The organism is Sphingomonas radiodurans (genome assembly GCF_020866845.1).
GTDB classification, from domain to species: Bacteria; Pseudomonadota; Alphaproteobacteria; order Sphingomonadales; family Sphingomonadaceae; genus Sphingomonas; species Sphingomonas radiodurans.
Window position 1 is genome coordinate 1,066,836 of record NZ_CP086594.1, and the last position, 16,257, is coordinate 1,083,092.

General features: G+C 65.1%; 14 protein-coding genes. 3 read left to right on the plus strand and 11 right to left on the minus strand.

Translation table 11 applies throughout. The annotated features are described in order from the left end of the window. Positions 1-22: 22 nt before the first annotated feature. Together LLW23_RS05190 and queF are read right to left on the minus strand one after the other, a co-directional pair. Positions 23-2,290 carry a glycosyltransferase family 4 protein gene (locus LLW23_RS05190; RefSeq protein ID WP_228947713.1) on the minus strand — a complete coding sequence of 756 codons (2,268 nt, stop codon included), beginning with the start codon at positions 2,288-2,290 and terminating at the stop codon, positions 23-25. A 119-nt stretch (positions 2,291-2,409) separates the two neighbouring features. Further along, the gene (gene queF / locus LLW23_RS05195) at positions 2,410-2,853 is read right to left on the minus strand and encodes a preQ(1) synthase (protein WP_228947714.1); all 444 of its coding nucleotides are present in this window, start codon (positions 2,851-2,853) and stop codon (positions 2,410-2,412) included. 94 nt (positions 2,854-2,947) lie between these two features. On the opposite strand from queF, the gene LLW23_RS05200 reads away from it, so the two are divergent. Both LLW23_RS05200 and metC read left to right on the plus strand, forming a co-directional pair. Continuing rightward, on the plus strand, positions 2,948-3,784 hold the full coding sequence (locus LLW23_RS05200; protein ID WP_228947715.1) for a sulfurtransferase: 837 nt from the start codon (positions 2,948-2,950) through the stop codon (positions 3,782-3,784). Then, positions 3,781-5,004 carry a cystathionine beta-lyase gene (gene metC / locus LLW23_RS05205; protein WP_228947716.1) on the plus strand — a complete coding sequence of 408 codons (1,224 nt, stop codon included), beginning with the start codon at positions 3,781-3,783 and terminating at the stop codon, positions 5,002-5,004. Before LLW23_RS05200 ends, metC begins: the two co-directional genes overlap by 4 nt. Before the next feature lie 16 nt (positions 5,005-5,020). Here metC and LLW23_RS05210 read toward each other — a convergent pair whose 3' ends face one another. The 6 genes from LLW23_RS05210 to LLW23_RS05235 all read right to left on the minus strand — a co-directional run bounded on the left by LLW23_RS05210 (position 5,021) and on the right by LLW23_RS05235 (position 11,258). After that, on the minus strand, positions 5,021-5,425 hold the full coding sequence (locus LLW23_RS05210) for a DUF3035 domain-containing protein (RefSeq protein WP_228947717.1): 405 nt from the start codon (positions 5,423-5,425) through the stop codon (positions 5,021-5,023). After that, positions 5,418-5,942 carry a signal peptidase II gene (gene lspA, locus LLW23_RS05215; RefSeq protein ID WP_228947718.1) on the minus strand — a complete coding sequence of 175 codons (525 nt, stop codon included), beginning with the start codon at positions 5,940-5,942 and terminating at the stop codon, positions 5,418-5,420. Before lspA ends, LLW23_RS05210 begins: the two co-directional genes overlap by 8 nt. Then, positions 5,939-8,821, minus strand: coding sequence for an isoleucine--tRNA ligase (gene ileS, locus LLW23_RS05220; RefSeq protein WP_228947719.1), 2,883 nt, complete (start codon positions 8,819-8,821; stop codon positions 5,939-5,941). The genes lspA and ileS overlap by 4 nt, the downstream gene beginning before the upstream one ends. 25 nt (positions 8,822-8,846) lie before the next feature. Next, complete coding sequence (locus LLW23_RS05225) at positions 8,847-9,773, minus strand: bifunctional riboflavin kinase/FAD synthetase (RefSeq protein ID WP_228947720.1); 927 nt, start codon at positions 9,771-9,773, stop codon at positions 8,847-8,849. 41 nt (positions 9,774-9,814) lie between these two features. After that, positions 9,815-10,279: a dihydrofolate reductase gene (locus LLW23_RS05230; RefSeq protein ID WP_228947721.1), complete on the minus strand. Its 465-nt coding sequence runs from the start codon at positions 10,277-10,279 to the stop codon at positions 9,815-9,817. A 184-nt stretch (positions 10,280-10,463) separates the two neighbouring features. Further along, on the minus strand, positions 10,464-11,258 hold the full coding sequence (locus tag LLW23_RS05235) for a thymidylate synthase (RefSeq protein ID WP_228947722.1): 795 nt from the start codon (positions 11,256-11,258) through the stop codon (positions 10,464-10,466). A gap of 104 nt (positions 11,259-11,362) precedes the next feature. Here LLW23_RS05235 and LLW23_RS05240 point away from each other — a divergent pair, with 104 nt between their 5' ends. Then, positions 11,363-11,731, plus strand: a complete 369-nt coding sequence (locus LLW23_RS05240; RefSeq protein ID WP_228947723.1) for a JAB domain-containing protein — start codon at positions 11,363-11,365, stop codon at positions 11,729-11,731. On the opposite strand, the gene LLW23_RS05245 is transcribed toward LLW23_RS05240, so the two are convergent. From LLW23_RS05245 to LLW23_RS05255, 3 genes are all read right to left on the minus strand, one after another. After that, positions 11,654-12,430 carry a class I SAM-dependent methyltransferase gene (locus tag LLW23_RS05245; RefSeq protein ID WP_228948474.1) on the minus strand — a complete coding sequence of 259 codons (777 nt, stop codon included), beginning with the start codon at positions 12,428-12,430 and terminating at the stop codon, positions 11,654-11,656. The genes LLW23_RS05240 and LLW23_RS05245 overlap by 78 nt on opposite strands. A gap of 68 nt (positions 12,431-12,498) precedes the next feature. Then, positions 12,499-13,626 (minus strand): peptide chain release factor 2, encoded by a 1,128-nt coding sequence (prfB, locus tag LLW23_RS05250; RefSeq protein ID WP_228947724.1) that lies wholly within the window; start codon positions 13,624-13,626, stop codon positions 12,499-12,501. Positions 13,627-13,742: 116 nt separating this feature from the next. Further along, on the minus strand, positions 13,743-16,253 hold the full coding sequence (locus LLW23_RS05255; protein ID WP_228947725.1) for a penicillin-binding protein 1A: 2,511 nt from the start codon (positions 16,251-16,253) through the stop codon (positions 13,743-13,745). Between the last annotated feature and the right edge of the window lie 4 nt (positions 16,254-16,257).

The window sequence follows — 16,257 nt, forward strand, 5'->3', positions numbered from 1 at the left end:
CACACGCCGAGGCAAGCGGGGCTTACGCGACGGCGCGCCCAGTTCCTGCCACGCCTTTGGAGGTTTTTGAAAGCCCCGAAATCGCGCAGCTCGACAATTGCAGTGCCAAAATCGACTCCGCACCCTGGTTGCGATTGAGCCCCGTCGGCATCAACCCGTCGAAACAGCCGCCGTCCTGCGCCGTCGCCAGCGGCAGGTCGAGCTCGTTGTGCCCAAGATACCAACCATAGGCACGCATCGCTTCCTCGCGCCAAACATCGTCGCCCGTCGCAGCGTAAGCGGCGCAACAGGCGTCAATCGTCGCTTGCGCTTCGAGCGGTTGCTGATCGAACGGCAGCGGCTCGGAATAGATTCTACTGAAGCTCTCCGAACCAATCGCGCGAAAACGCCCGTCCGGGCTCTTCTGCTTGCTCAACACCCAGGCCAGCGTTTCGAGGCCGCACTCGATCACATCCTGCCGACCAATCGCCATACCGGCGCGGATCAGCGCCTCGGGCAAGCGGGCGTTGTCGTACGCCAGCACCACCTCGAACCATGTCCAGTCCGGCCGCCGTGCGGCGCACAGCAAGGCTAAATGCTGGTCCGGGAAACGCTCAAGGATCGATCGCGCCAATTGATGCCCGGGCGTAACCTCGAGCATCGCCGCGGCGCCCATCATCGCAAACGACTGCGCGCGAGGGCTGCCCAACTCAAATGCCAGGCTCGCCGTCATGTCGAACATCATCGTCGCCCAGTCGCGATGCTTGCGCGATCGTGCGTCGCGAGCCGTAACGCCAAGCGCCCACAGCGTCCGCCCGTTCGAATCTTCCGAACCAACGTCCTCGCACCACGTGCGATCGAAGTTCATGAAGTTGCGGAAGCGGCGCTGGTCCGGATTCCAAGCATATTGCACGAACGATGCGTAGATCGTCGTCCACTTGTCGCGAACCACCTCGTCAAGATCGTCGATCGCCGACATCAGGATCAGCGCGCGGGCATTGTCGTCGATACAATAGCCATGGCGACGATCGGGCACCGAATAGATCGAATGCTGCAACATGCCCGTCGCGTCGCTCATCCGCTCGACCGCCGCGATGTCGGGCGCCATCGGCTTGATCACCGAGGCAGCGGCGATCCGTTTGGGTTTTGCGCTGACGATAAGTTCGATTTCGGCCATGGCTCGCTCCGCAACCCGTGACCAAGTCATCGTGCGACCCCGAGCGTAGGCACGCGACGACAGCCGTGAGCGATTGCGCTCACTGCCAAGCAAATCATTGATCTCGCGCGTGAACGCGGCTGAGTCGCGGAAATCGACCAACACACCATGGCCGTCGGCGAGGATCTCGGTCGCATGGACATACGGCGTCGAAATAACCGCCTTCCCGACCCCTACCGCATACGACAGCGTCCCGCTCGTGATCTGCGCCGGATTGAGATACGGCGTGACGTAGATGTCAGCGGCCTGAAGATAGTCGATCAGATCGTCTTGCTCGACGAAGGCATCGATGAAGGACAGGTTGCCCGCGACACCCTTCTCGCGCGCCAATGCCTTCAGGCTGTCGCGATACTTCTCGCCCTCATGCGCCACTAGATTAGGATGAGTCGCACCTAGTACGACATACATCGCGTCGGGATGCTGAGCTACGACCCCCGGCAATGCCTCGATCACGGTCTCGATGCCCTTGCCAGGCGCGAGCAAACCGAAGGTCAGGATTACCTTGCGTCCCTCCCAGCCGAAGCGGGGCTTGAACACTTGGGGGTCCGCAAAAACACGGTCCGGCACGCCATGCGGAATGTTGACGATCGAGCGCGGATTGGCGCCGTAAATTCGGGTCAGGATCTCGCGACCACGCTCGGCCATCACCACGACTTTCGCAGCGCGGCGAAGCAAACCTTCCATAACCGCACGCTCGTCCGCGCTGGGTTTTTCCAGGATCGTATGAAGCGTCACGATCAGCGGCAAGGTTGTCCGATCGAGCAGCGCGAGAATATGCTCGCCTGCCGCGCCGCCATAGATGCCATATTCGTGCTGCACCCAGATCGCCTGCGCGCCCGAGGTTTCAATTTTCCGCGCCGTATCGAGATAAGCCAAGCGATCGTCTTGGGGAATTGTGCCCGTCACAGCGGCTGGGTAATCATACCGGCCGGGATGATCGTCCATCGCATATACATCGACCTTCAGGTCGGGGTAGCGATCGGTCAGAGCATTGAACGTGTCGGTCGTGAACGTCGCGAGCCCACATTTGCGCGGCAGAAAATTGCCGATCAGGGCAATACGCGTAACGTTATTCAGTGCGATCGACTGTTCCATCCTCTGATGCCTTCACTGCTACAAATGCCTTGTTCACAAGACATTCAGCAACATAACGAGCAAAACCCAAGTTAGTTGCGTCTCCAACACCACGCAGGAATGCGCATCAACAATCCCGATCAACCACGCCCGCGGTAGGACGGCACACCCTGATCGGGCACCCAAACACCTACTGGTGCTGCACCCGTCTGCCAGAAAACATCGATTGGGATGCCGCCGCGCGGGTACCAATAGCCGCCGATCCGCAGCCACACCGGCGCCATCTCCGCGACCAGTCGCACGCCGATGCCAACGGTGCAATCCTCGTGAAACGCCGCATGGTTGCGGAAGCTACCCAGGAATAGCTTGAGCGATTTCGACTCAACGATGGTCGCGCCGGGCACATAATCGATGACGATATGCGCGAAATCCGGCTGTCCCGTCACCGGGCATAGCGACGTGAATTCCGGCGCGACGAAGCGCACCAGATAGTCGCGGCCCGGCCGTGGATTGGGCACATAATCGAGCACCGCCTCGTCGGGCGTGGCTGGCAGCGAAGAATGTTGGCCGAGGTGAAGCGTCATTCTCGCCAGATAGGGTCGTGCTGGCGATCACGCTAGCCGCACCCGGCCGCAACGCCGGCTTCGACAAGCCGGCCGCACCCGCTATGAGAGCGAAATGGACGCACTGGTCACAACGCAATGGCTCGCCGACGAGCTCGACGCACGCGATCTGCGGATCGCAGATTGCAGCTGGTTCCTGCCGAACGAGCAGCGCGACGCCGCTGCCGAACACGCGCTGGCGCACATTCCCGGCGCAGTGTTCCTCGATCTAGCCGAGATCGCCGACACCGCATCCGACGTCCCCATGATGCTGCCCCCGCCCGAGAAGTTCGCCAGCCGCATGGCCCGCCTTGGCCTCGGCGACGGGACGCGGATCATCCTCTACGATGATTCACCACTTCGCACGGCAGCGCGCGCCTGGGCGATGCTGCGCAGCTTCGGGGTGACCGACGTAGCGCTGCTCGACGGCGGGCTCGCCAAATGGCGCGCCGAAGGCCGCCCACTCGCAAGCGAACCGAGGACGCCAAAGCCGCGGCACATCACGGCGCGTACGCAAGGTGCTGGGATCCGCGATCTCGCGTACATGAAAGCGAACCTCACCACCGCGACCGATCAGATCGTCGATGCTCGATCGCCCAGCCGCTTCGCGGGTACCGAGCCCGAGCCGCGCCCGGATATCGTGCCCGGCCACATCCCGGGCGCCTCGAACCTGCCGTATGCCCGCTTCTTCCACCCCGACGGCACGTGGAAGCGCGACGCGGACCTGAGCGCGGTATTCACCGATGCGGGCATCGATCTCGATCGACCGATCGTCGCTACTTGCGGGTCCGGTGTCACGGCCTCCGTGATCGCCTTTGCCGCGCACCTCCTTGGCCGTGAAGTCCCGGTCTACGACGGCAGCTGGTCCGAATGGGGCGCTGACCCGACCACCCCCAAGGAAACCGGCGCTTGAGCTCTGATCAGGACGGGCCTGCCCGCCCGATCGCTGATGCCACCCGCGTGGTGTCGGCTGGTCGTCGGCCCGAATGGACACAGGGGATCGTCAATCCGCCGGTGTGGCGCGCCTCGACCCATCTTTACAATTCGGTCGCGGAGCTGCGCACTGCTGGCGGGCGAGATACGCATCACCGGCTGTTCTACGGTCGACGCGGCGGCCCAACGCAATGGAGCCTCGCCGAGGCGCTGACCGAGCTCGAGCCCGGCGCCGAAGCGACCTTCCTCTATCCCTCGGGCGTCGCCGCCATCGCCGCCGCGCTGCTGTCGGTGCTGTCGCCCGGCGACGAACTGCTGCTCGTCGACTCCGCCTATGATCCCACCCGATCGATGGCGACCGGGCTGCTCAAACGCTTCGGGATCACCACCCGCTTCTACGACCCACTGGTCGGCGCCGGCATTGCCGAACTGATCGGCGACAAGACCCGTGCGATCCTGATGGAAAGCCCCGGCAGCCTGACGTTCGAGGTGCAGGACGTGCCCGCGATCGTGGCCGCGGCAAAGGCCCGCGGCGTCACGGCCTTGCTCGACAATACCTGGGCCACACCGCTGCACTTCCGCGCGATCGAACATGGGGTCGACCTGTCGATCCTCGCCTGCACCAAATATATCGTTGGCCATTCGGACGTGATGCTCGGCAGCGTCACCGCGGCGCCGTCGCATTGGCGCGCACTGCGCGAGATGAGCCTGCAACTCGGCCAGGTCGCCAGCCCCGACGATGCCTGGCTCGGCGCGCGCGGGCTTCGCACGATGGCGGTGCGGCTGGCACAGCATCAGGCGAGCGCGCTTAAAATCGCTCGCTGGCTCGAAACCCGCCCTGAGGTCGCCCGCGTGCTCCACCCCGCACTCCCGACATGCCCGGGCCACGACCTGTTCGCACGCGACTTCATCGGCGCCAGCGGGCTGTTCTCGTTCGTGCTAGCCGGTGGCGACGACGCGGCGCGCATTGCGCTGATCGATGGCCTCGATCACTTCGGCATCGGCTTTTCGTGGGGCGGCTTCGAGAGCTTGGCACTGCCGGTCGATCCGCAGCGCTATCGCACCGCGACGACGCCGCGGTTCGACGGTCCGCTGGTCCGGCTGCAGATTGGTCTCGAAGATCCCGATGACCTGATCGCCGATCTTGCGCGCGGTCTCGATCGCTTCGCTGCCGCACGCGACCTGTCTTCGCGACCCTAAGCCGGGAGACCTTGGCTCACTGCGGAGCGGTCGCCCTTGCGTCCTGCCCGTCGCCTTCCGGCGCAGCGATGATGTCGCGCGTCGTCTGGCCCTTGTCGACGACGTTGGTTTCGGGATCTCCCGCCGACGTCCGGATGCCGGGATCAGAAGAATCGCCACCAGCCGCCTGGATCACCGCGGTCTCACCAGCACTGCGCTGGGCGCTGCCGAACAATGCCGTCAGCGTCTGCGCCTGCGCGCCGCTCGCAGACTGAACGCGCGCCGCGCCGGGAGTCGGCGGCACCAGCGCGAAATCGGGCGGGATGATCAGCGATGGCTGACGCGCCACCGCGAACTCGTCGGGCCGGTCGCGATCGAATCCGCTGCTCGCGCATCCGGCCAGCAGCATTGTTGCTGCGCTCAGCACCACCAACTTACGCATTCACATTCTCCGAAACCGTCACCGGTTGTTGCGCGGGCTTATCGCGGATCAGCAGCGCGCGCACCAGTAGAATGAGCACGCCGATCGTGATCGCCGCATCCGCGACGTTGAAGACGAGGAACGGCCGCCACTCGCCAAAATGCAGATCGGCAAAGTCGATCACGTAACCGAGCCGCGCGCGATCGAGAATATTGCCCAGCGCGCCGCCGAGCACCAGCCCGAGCGCAGCCTTGTCAGCCGGCCGTTCCTCGCGCCACATCCACCACGTCACCGCCGCAGCGATCGCACCCGTCATCGCAACGAGCGCCCACCGAGCGGTGTCACTTTCGGCCCGCAGCAGCCCCAGGCTCACCCCGACGTTCTGGACAAACCGCAGATCGAAGAACGACACGATCTCGCGCGACGCGCCGAGGAAATTGATCCCGAGCGGCCCGGTGACGAGCCACTTGGTCAGCTGGTCGAGCACGAACACCGTCACGGCGATGATAAATCCGGTGACGGGAACCGCGCGCTTCATGCGACCACCGCGGCGCAGCGGTCGCACAAGGCGGTGTCCTCCACCACCTCGGGCAGCAGCCGCCAGCAGCGCCCGCACTTGTGATAATCCGTCCGGCCCACCGACACTTCATCGCCCAGCGACACCTTCGCCACGATGAACGCCTCGGCCAAGTCATCCACCGGCAGCGGCGTTTCGGTCACCGTCACCTCGGCCTCTAGGCTCGACCGCACGATCTTCTCGCGCCGCAACGGCTCGATCGCCTCGGTCACGCGCTCGCGAAGGCGGCGGACTTCCAGCCAACGCACGCTGACGTCCTCGCCCGCCTCGGCCGGCAGCTCGGGCCAGTCGAGGAAATGCACCGAGCTATCCTCGCTCGGGAACCGCGCCTGCCACACCTCTTCCGCCGTGAAGACCAGCACCGGCGCCGCCCAGCGCACCAGCGCATGGAACAACACGTCGAGCATCGTGCGATACGCCCGCCGCTTCACGTCCGTCGGCGCATCGCAATACAGCGAGTCCTTGCGCACATCGAAGAAGAACGCCGACAGATCCTCGTTCGCGAAGTCGCTCAGCAGTCGGACGTAGCCGTTGAAGTCGAAGTCGGCGATCGCGCGCTTGAGCTGCTGGTCGAGCGTATGGACGAGATAGAGCATATAGCGCTCCAGCTCGGGCCATTCGGCCACCGGCAGCTTTTCGGCCTCGTCGAACCCGTCGAGCGCGCCGAGCAGATAGCGGAAGGTGTTACGTAGCTTGCGATACTGGTCCGCGACGCCGGCAAGGATCTCCTTGCCGATGCGGTGATCCTCGGTGAAGTCGACCGACAGCGCCCACAGCCGCAGGATATCCGCGCCGTAATCGCGCATCAGATCGAGCGGATTGATCGTGTTGCCGAGCGACTTGGACATTTTCATGCCCTTGGAGTCCATCGTGAAGCCGTGGGTCAGCACCGTATCGTACGGCGCCCGCCCGCGCGTCCCGCAGCTTTCCAGCAGCGACGACTGGAACCAGCCACGATGCTGATCCGATCCTTCGAGATACAGGTCCGCCGGCCAGCTCAGCTCGGGCCAGCGCCCACTTTCGAGCACAAAGGCATGCGTACAGCCCGAATCGAACCACACGTCGAGAATGTCGGTAACGCGCTCGTAATCGGCCGGATCGCGCTCCTCCCCGAGCAGCGTCGCCGCCGCCTCGTCGCTCCACGCATCGACGCCTTGCTCGCGAAACGCCGCGACGATGCGAGCGTTCACCTCGGCATCGACAAGCGGCTGACCGCTCCGCCGATCAACGAACAATGCGATCGGCACCCCCCACGCGCGCTGCCGCGAGATCACCCAGTCCGGCCGCCCATCGACCATCGCCCCGATGCGATTGCGCCCCTTTTCTGGCACAAACCGCGTCGCCGCAATCGCCGCAATCGCTCGATTGCGCAGCGTGTCGGGCTCAGAAAGCCCCTCCCCTTCAGGGGAGGGGTTGGGGTGGGGGCTGTCCGCGAGCACGCCGCCCGCGATCGGCTTATCCACCGCAATGAACCACTGCGGCGTACACCGGAAAATCACCTTCGCCTTGGACCGCCACGAATGCGGATACGAATGCTTGAAGTCGTCGCTCGCGCCGACCAGCGCCCCCGCCTCGCGCAGATCCGAACAGATCGGCCCATCGGCAGCAACGAACTTCTTGTTGATGACGCTGCCCTGCCCGCCGAGCCAAGCCCAATCATCGCGATACATCCCCGCCGCATCCACTGCGAACACCGGCTCGATCCCGTTCGCCTTGCACAGCTCGAAATCGTCCTCGCCATGATCCGGCGCCATATGGACGAGGCCGGTGCCGGCATCAGTGGTAACGAATTCGCCCGGCAGGAACGGCCGCGGCTTGGCGAAGAACCCGCCCAACTCATGCATCGGATGCCGCGCCACGGCGCCCGCAAGCTTGTCACCGGTCAGCATCGCCAGCGCTGTCACCGTGCCCGGCGCATCGCCGATCTTCATCACCACCGGATGCCCGATCCGCGCGCCAAAGCTCTCGATCAGATCGCGCGCCACCAGCAACGTCCGCGGCTCGGCAACCATGTCGTCGAAGCGCGCGAGGATATATTCAACCTCCGGCCCATAAGCCAAAGCCTGGTTCACCGGGATCGTCCACGGTGTCGTGGTCCAGATCACCGCATGCGCGCCGACCAGCTCGGGCGCGAGCGGCGCCTCGACGATCTCGAACGCAACGTCGATCTGCGTCGACACAACGTCCTCATACTCCACCTCGGCCTCGGCCAACGCGGTCTTCTCGACCGGCGACCACATCACTGGCTTCGCACCGCGATACAGCTGGCCGCTCTCGGCAAACTTCATCAGCTCGGCGACGATCGTCGCCTCGGCCGCGAAGTCCATCGTCAGATACGGCTTGTCCCAATCTCCGTTGATGCCCAGCCGCTTCAATTGCTCGCGCTGCGTGTCGACCCAACCCTGCGCGTACGCACGGCATTCGGCGCGAAACTCCGCCGCCGGCACCTCGTCCTTGTTCAGCTTCTTCTTGCGATATTCTTCCTCGACCTTCCACTCGATCGGCAGGCCGTGGCAATCCCAACCGGGCACGTACGGCGCATTCTTGCCCAGCAGCGTCTGCGTGCGCACCACCATATCCTTCAGGATATGGTTCAGCGCGTGGCCGATATGCATGTCGCCATTGGCGTATGGCGGGCCATCGTGGAGGATGAACTTTCCGCGATCCGCCCGCTGCTCGCGCAGCCGCTGATACAGCCCCAGCCGCTGCCAGCGCTCGAGAATGGCGGGCTCCTTCTGCGGCAGCCCCGCCTTCATCGGAAAGTCAGTCTTCGGCAGGAAGACGGTATCGCGCCAATCTTTGTGATCGGCGGCGCGCGCGGTGGGTGTTTCGTCGGCCATAAGAACGCGCGCCTTTAGCCGAGCGTCACTCCGCCAGCAATGACCGTGCCCTGTCGCAATCCGCCGCCATCTGCACCTTCAGCGCATCGAGGCTGTCGAACTTCGCCTCCGGTCGCAGGAACTCGATCAGCGCCACTTCGATCACCTGACCGTAAAGGTCGCCCGAGAAATCGAACAGGTACGGCTCGAGCAATTCCTTCGGCGGGTCGAAGCTCGGTCGAATGCCAAGGTTCGCCGCGCCGTTCACCACCCGTCCGTCCGCCAGCCGCACGCGCACCGCATAGATGCCATAGGCCGGCCGCAGGTAATTGCCGAGATCGACATTGGCGGTCGGGTAACCGATTTCGCGGCCTACCTTATCGCCGTGCTGCACCGGTCCCACGATCGCGAACGGCCGCGTCAGCAACCGCGCCGCATCGCGTGGCCGACCCTCGCGCAACGCGGCGCGAATCCGCGTCGACGAGACCACCTCGCCATCGAGCATCACCGCACTAACCGTCTCCGCCACGAAGCCGTTCGCCTGCCCCAAGGCCGCCAGCGCCGCGACATCGCCCGATCGCCCCTTGCCGAAGGTGAAATCCTCCCCCGTCACCACCCCCGCCGCACCGAGTTGGCGCACGAGCTGCTCGGCAACGAAATCCTCCGCCGACAAGGCAGCCAGATCCGCATCGAACGTAAAGACGAGCAGCGCATCGACGCCCGCCGCGCGCATCTGCTCGGCACGCTGTTCCAACGTGGTCAGCTGGAACCACGGCGTCTCGGGCTTGAAGAACCGCATCGGGTGCGGATCGAACGTCGCGACCAATGCCGGCAGCCCCTCGGCGCGTGCGCGCTCGACTGCGCGACCGACCACCGCCTGATGCCCGAAATGGAACCCATCGAAGTTGCCGAGCGCAACCACGCCGCCACGCAAGGCGGCCGGCAGCACCGCCCCCGCATCCAGCCGTATCAACCCCTGCCACTCCATCGCAGCGGCGCATAGCCGCGGCTTCGTCAGCGCACCAGTGTTACGAAGCTATAGGCCGGCCGATCGCCCTCCGACGCGTGATCCTCGCGAAACGTCTCGCGCCAGCCGGTAAACGGCGGGACGATCGTGTCTCCTTCCGCCGCGAGATGCACTTCGGTCAGCTCGATACGATCGGCAGCGTCGAGGAACAGCGCGAACACGTCCGCCCCGCCGATCACCGCCGCATCGTCGCCGGCAAGTGACAGCGCGGCCTCCGGCGAATGCGCGACCTCGGCGCCCGCTGCGCGCCAACCACGATCGCGCGTCAGCACGATGTGCCGCCGACCGGGCAGCAGCGCCGGGAAGCTCTCGAACGTCTTGCGGCCCATGATCATCGGCCGCCCAATCGTCTGCGCCTTGAAGCGCTTGAGGTCCGCCGGCAGGTGCCACGGCAGCGTTCCGTCGCGTCCGATCACGCCATTTGTCGCCCGCGCGAGGTGCAGCGAAATCACGGTTAAGTGCGACAGTCGGCGGCGGGCGGCGGCACCGGTGCTGCACACGCCGGCGGCGCGCCATATTGCAACAGCCAGGCCGCCAACGTAGCGGTCGTGATCGTGATCAGATAGTCCCGCATGCCCAGCCTCCTATTGACTACGCTTGTAGTCGTCAAGGCTGAACGCTGGGTGAACTGGCGCATCAGACCGCTACTGGCGCCTTGATGTGCGCTTGCGCTTCATAGCCGTGCAGCACGAAATCCTCATATTCATATTCGTCGATTCCCGCCGGCTTGCGCACGATCTCCAGCCGCGGAAGCTCACCCGGCGCACGTTCCAGTTGTAGCCGCGCCTGGTCGAGATGATTCGAATACAGGTGGCAATCCCCGCCCGTCCAGATGAACTCGCCCGGCTCCAGCCCGCATTGCTGCGCCAGCATGTGCGTCAGCAGCGCATAGCTCGCGATGTTGAACGGCACCCCAAGGAAGATATCCGCCGATCGCTGGTACAGTTGCAGCGACAGCCGCCCGTTCGCAACATAGGTCTGGAACAGGCAGTGGCACGGCGCCAGCGCCATCGCGTGCAGATCGCCCGGGTTCCACGCCGTCACGATCTGCCGGCGCGAGGCGGGATTGGTGCGGATGTCGCCGATCAGCCCCTTGATCTGATCGATGTGGCGACCATCCGACGCCACCCAGTCGCGCCACTGCTTGCCATAGACCGGCCCTAGATCGCCTGTCTCGTCCGCCCACTCATCCCAGATGCTCACCTTGCGATCCTGCAACCAGCGCACGTTGGTATTGCCGCGCAGGAACCACAGCAGCTCGACGATGATCGATCGCAGGTGCAGCTTCTTGGTGGTCAACACCGGAAAGCCGTCCGCGAGGTCGAAGCGCATCTGGTGCCCGAACACGCTCAGCGTGCCGGTGCCGGTGCGGTCCATCTGCTGCGCACCCGAATCGAGCACGCGAGCCATGAGGTCGAGATATTGACGCATCCGGGCAAGCTATCGACGCAGGCTGCTCCAGCCAAGTCGAAGTGTCTAATCCGTTACTGCCGCAATGCCTTGCGCGCCTAGCCCGAGGCTACGACCGATATGCCATGCATGGCCTTGATCCGGCGGTACTTCCCTATCTGCTCACGATTGCCGGAGCGGCGACAGAGTCAATTGCAATCGTTCTGCTCGATGCCGGGGGGCGCGCCCTTGCCGTACACCATATTCCGTCGCCAAGAATTTCGTCAGTAAGCGTGCCGCTACGCACCGTTGTTGCGCTGGCCCTCGCGCACGATTCGCACGACATCGTGATGGTGCATAATCATCCCTCGGGCGATCCCGAGCCATCGCGGGATGACGTCAGAACAACGCGCCGCGTCGCCAGCGCGCTCGATGCTTTAGGGATTCGGCTGGTCGACCATCTCGTGCTTGCCGCTGACGCGAGCGTCAGCTTTCGTGCGCGCGGTTTGCTGTGAGGGGTCGCGGCACGGCCGGATCGCTTCGGGTGCCGGGCGTTCGCCGGCAAGCTTGAACGTCGCGAAATAGCCACCGGCCGAAGGCATCGGCGTCAGCGTGACCTGGCGGTAGCCGATCGCCGCGAACTCGCACCGTAGCAGCGCGGGCGGCGTTCCATGATTGGCGGTACGCCGGTCGGCATCCACCACCACGACCAGGCCGTCCGGTCGCAGCGACGGCCGCATCCGCCAGAGGAATTCATAAGGCTGCTCGATCTCATGATACATGTGAACCATGAAGATCCGGTCGAAGCTCGCCTCGGGCAGCTTCGGATCTTCGGGCGCGCCTAGCTTCACACTGACATTGTCGAGCCGCTCGCGCGCCACGCGCTCGGCCAGCGCATCGCGCGTGGCCGGCACGATATCCTGCGCAAGCACGCGCCCTTCCTTGCCCACGGCCTGCGCCAGCCGGATCGTATAATAGCCCTCGCCCGCGCCGATATCCGCAACCGTCATGCCGGGCTTGATCGCCGCACGCGCCATCACCGTGCCCGATTCGTTGACCCGATCGCGCGCCTCCTCGTTCGACCAGCGCGACGAGACGATGTCGGCCACCGGGCGATCAGCGGCGGGGAACGGCCCGGGATCTTTCGGCTCGCGCTTGATCAGCGGCTCGCCGCCATCGCACGCGGCAAGAAGAAGGCTCGCCAGCAGAACAATGCTGGTCCCCCGTGCCCGCCCGCCGCGCGGGGCAGCGGAGAAGGGCTGGTCAGGACGACCGCTCTCGGTCAATCGACGTCCTCCACCTCTACCGCCTCACCCGTCACGCGCTGCGCCAGCGCGGCCGCCATGAACTCGTCGAGATCGCCATCGAGAACGTCGCTCGGCGACGTCGAGGTCGCGCCCGTGCGCAGGTCCTTCACCAGCTGATACGGCTGCAGCACATATGAGCGGATCTGGTGCCCCCAGCCGATATCGGTTTTGGTGGCGTTGACTGCATTCGCCTCTTCCTCGCGCTTGCGCAGCTCATGCTCGTACAGCCGCGCGCGCAGCTGATTGTACGCCTCGGCCTTGTTCTTGTGCTGCGAGCGCTGGTTCTGGCACGCGACAACGATCCCGGTCGGGATATGCGTGATGCGCACCGCCGAATCGGTCGTGTTGATGTGCTGCCCGCCCGCGCCCGACGCGCGATAGGTATCGATACGAATCTCGCTGTCGTTGATCTCGATGTCGATCGAATCGTCGATCACCGGATAGACCCAGACGCTCGAGAAGCTCGTGTGGCGCCGCGCCGCACTGTCATACGGGCTGATCCGCACCAGCCGATGCACCCCGCTCTCCACCTTGGCATAGCCGTAGGCGTTCTCGCCCTTGATCAGCAGCGTCGCGGACTTGATCCCCGCCTGCTCGCCGCCGTGATAGTCGATCAGCTCCACCTTCATGCCGCGCCGTTCGGCCCAGCGGGTGTACATCCGCTGCAGCATTTCGGCCCAGTCCTGGCTTTCGGTGCCGCCCGCGCCGGCGTTGATCTCGATATAGGTGTCATTCGCGTCCGCCTCACCGGCGAGCAGTGCCTTGATCTTGTCCTGCGTTGCCTGGCGCGCGAGCTGCGCCAGCGCCTGCACGCCCTCCTCCGCCATGCCCGTGTCGCCCTCGGCGTCGGCCATCTCGATCAGTTCGGCGGTCTCGGAAACTTCACGCTGGATCGTGCGCGTGGCAGTGATCGCCTCGTCGAGCCGGCGACGCTCGCGCATCACATCCTGCGCCGCCTTGGGATTCTCCCACAGCGTCGGATCCTCGACCCGCGCGTTCAACTCGTCGAGCCGGCGGACGGCACGATCCCAATCGAGAAAGCGCCGGACAAGCGCCAGCGCCTCGTTGATCGTGTCGATATGGGCCTGCGCTTCGGCGCGCATCTGCATTCTCCAAACCATCCGTCAGTCCCGCAACGGCGGGAATCCATACTCGCGGACGTCGGAGCTTATGGATCCCCAGGCTACGGGGATGACAATCTAATATACGTCGGCGCGGCTTAGTAGATGCCGCCCTGCCGCTGCAAGAAGTCGCTATCGCGCGCCTGGTTCTTCGGTGCGGCAGTGGAGGTGGCGGCGGGCGCCGGCCCCTGGCGCCGCGGCGCGCGACGCGCTTCCGCCTGCGGCTTGAAGGCTTCCCAGATCACGCCGGCCTTCGGGTCGGCGTCAGTCGGGAAAGTGCCGTACACTGGCCGCCCGCTGCCGCGATCGATGCGCACCATGCGGATGCCCGCCGGCGCGCGGAACGGCAGCACTTCCATGCCCTCATACGCCTTTTGCGCCCACTGCTTGAAGATCGGCGCCGCGATCGTGCCGCCCTGCGCATAGCCGCCAAGGTTCACCGGCGTGTCGTACCCAATGTAGACACCAGCCACCATCTGTGGCGTGCCGCCAATGAACCACACGTCCTTCGGCCCGGAGTTGGTTCCCGTCTTGCCGAAGATCGGTCGGTTAAGATCGCGCAGCACCGTCGCGGTGCCACGCTGGATCACGCCCTCGGCGATATGAACCATCTGATAGGCCGACATCGCATCCAGCACTTGCTTGCCGCGCGCGATCGGCCGCGGCATCGCCTTGCCATCCCACTCGGGCATGTTGCAGCGATCGCACGCGCGCCAATTCTCCGGCCAGATCACTTGCCCGCGCCGGTTCTGCACGAAATCGATCAGCGACGGCGCATGCCAGCGGCCCTGGTTGGCGAGTACGCCATAAGCGTTGACCATCTTCATGACCGTCGTCTCACCCGCGCCCAGTGCATAGGAAAGATACGGCTGGTAATCGCCGACATCCATCGCCTTCATCAGCTTGACGACGTTGCTCATCCCCGTCGTCGCCGCCGCGCGCACCGTCATCAGGTTGCGCGATTGCTCGACGCCCCAGCGCATCGTGTGCGGCCCGGCGCCGCGCATGTTGCCGAAGTTGCGGAAGCATTTCTGCCCCAGCCGCGCGCCCTGATAGACGCAGAATGGCCCATCGACGATGATCGACGCTGGGGTCATGCCGTGTTCCAGCGCGGCGGCATAGACGATCGGCTTGATCGTCGATCCCGGCTGCCGCATCGCCTGCGTCGCGCGGTTGAACGATTGCAGCGACGCGTCGAACCCGCCCTGCATCGCCAGGATGCGCCCGGTCTGCGGCTCCTGCACGACGAACCCGCCCGAGATTTTCGGCACCGATCGGAGTGCGAATTGCGTGCCTGATGGCGCCACCGCGATGATGTCGCCCGCCTTGAGTGTCCCGAACGCCGGCGTGCTCGATCCGCGCAACGGCAGCTGTGCGCCCGAGCGCGGCAACGTGCCCTCCTCGCCGTCAGCAAAGCCGATCCGCGCTTCGTCGCTGTCGCGGGCGATCACGATCGCCGCGCGCCAGTCCTCATGGTCGAGCGCGATATTCGTATCCAGCAGCGCGCCGACCCAGCGATCCTCGGCGATGTCGACGTGCTTCAGCGGCCCCGAAAACCCGCGCCCGCGATCGTAACGCAGCAGCCCGCTCCGCAGCGCCGCCGCCGCCGCATCCTGCACCTTGCGATCGAGCGAGGTGCGCACCCAAAGCCCGCCCGAGTAGACGCTGTACGGGCCGTCGCGCGCCGTCTCGCCGAACTTGTCGATCAGCTCGCGGCGCACCTCCTCGACGAAATAGCCGCCGACGCGCTCGAACTTGGGCGTGCGACGCGAGATTGCGCCGATCGGCTCGGCCTGCGCCGCCACGCGCTGCTGCGCGGTGATGAAGCCGTTGCTCTCCATCTCGCCCAGCGCCCAATTGCGCCGTTCAAGCGCGCGCGCGGTGTTGCGGAACGGATCGTAATTCGCCGGCCCCTTCGGCAGGATCGCGAGGTAAGCCATCTGCGCAAGGCCGAGCTCGTCCAGTTCCTTGTCGAAATAGGCATGCGCCGCCGCCTCGATCCCATAGGCATTCCGGCCGAGGAAGATCTGGTTGAGGTACAGTTCGAGGATCTGCGGCTTGGTCAGCGTATCCTCGATGCGCCACGCCAGAATCGCTTCGCGGATCTTGCGTGTCGGGGAATAAGCGTTACCGATCAGGAGGTTCTTGGCCACCTGTTGCGTGATCGTCGATCCGCCGCGCGCACGCTGCCCGCTACCGATCTTCGACACATAGTCGAACACTGCGCCCGCAAGGCCGGGGTAATCGACACCATGATGCTCGAAGAACGTCTTGTCTTCTGCCGCCAGGAACGCGCGCACCAGCAACGGCGGATATTCCGCGAACGACAGCTCGACGCGTCGCTCGCGCGCGTAGGAGTAGATAGGCCCGCCATCGATCGCGCGGACGTTGGTGGGCAGCGGCGGTTCGTACGTGCGCAGCTGCTCGACCGACGGCAAATCGCGCGTCACGAAGAACCATCCGCCGCCGAGCGCCAGCAGCCCGATCGCGGCGAGGATCGCCAGCGCCTTGATCCAGCGGCTGGCCCAAAGGCGGGACAAGCGTTCGCCAAAGCCGCCGCCCATGCGGCGCAACCTCAGCTTCATCGTTTCGGGGGAATTGGACGCCATACGC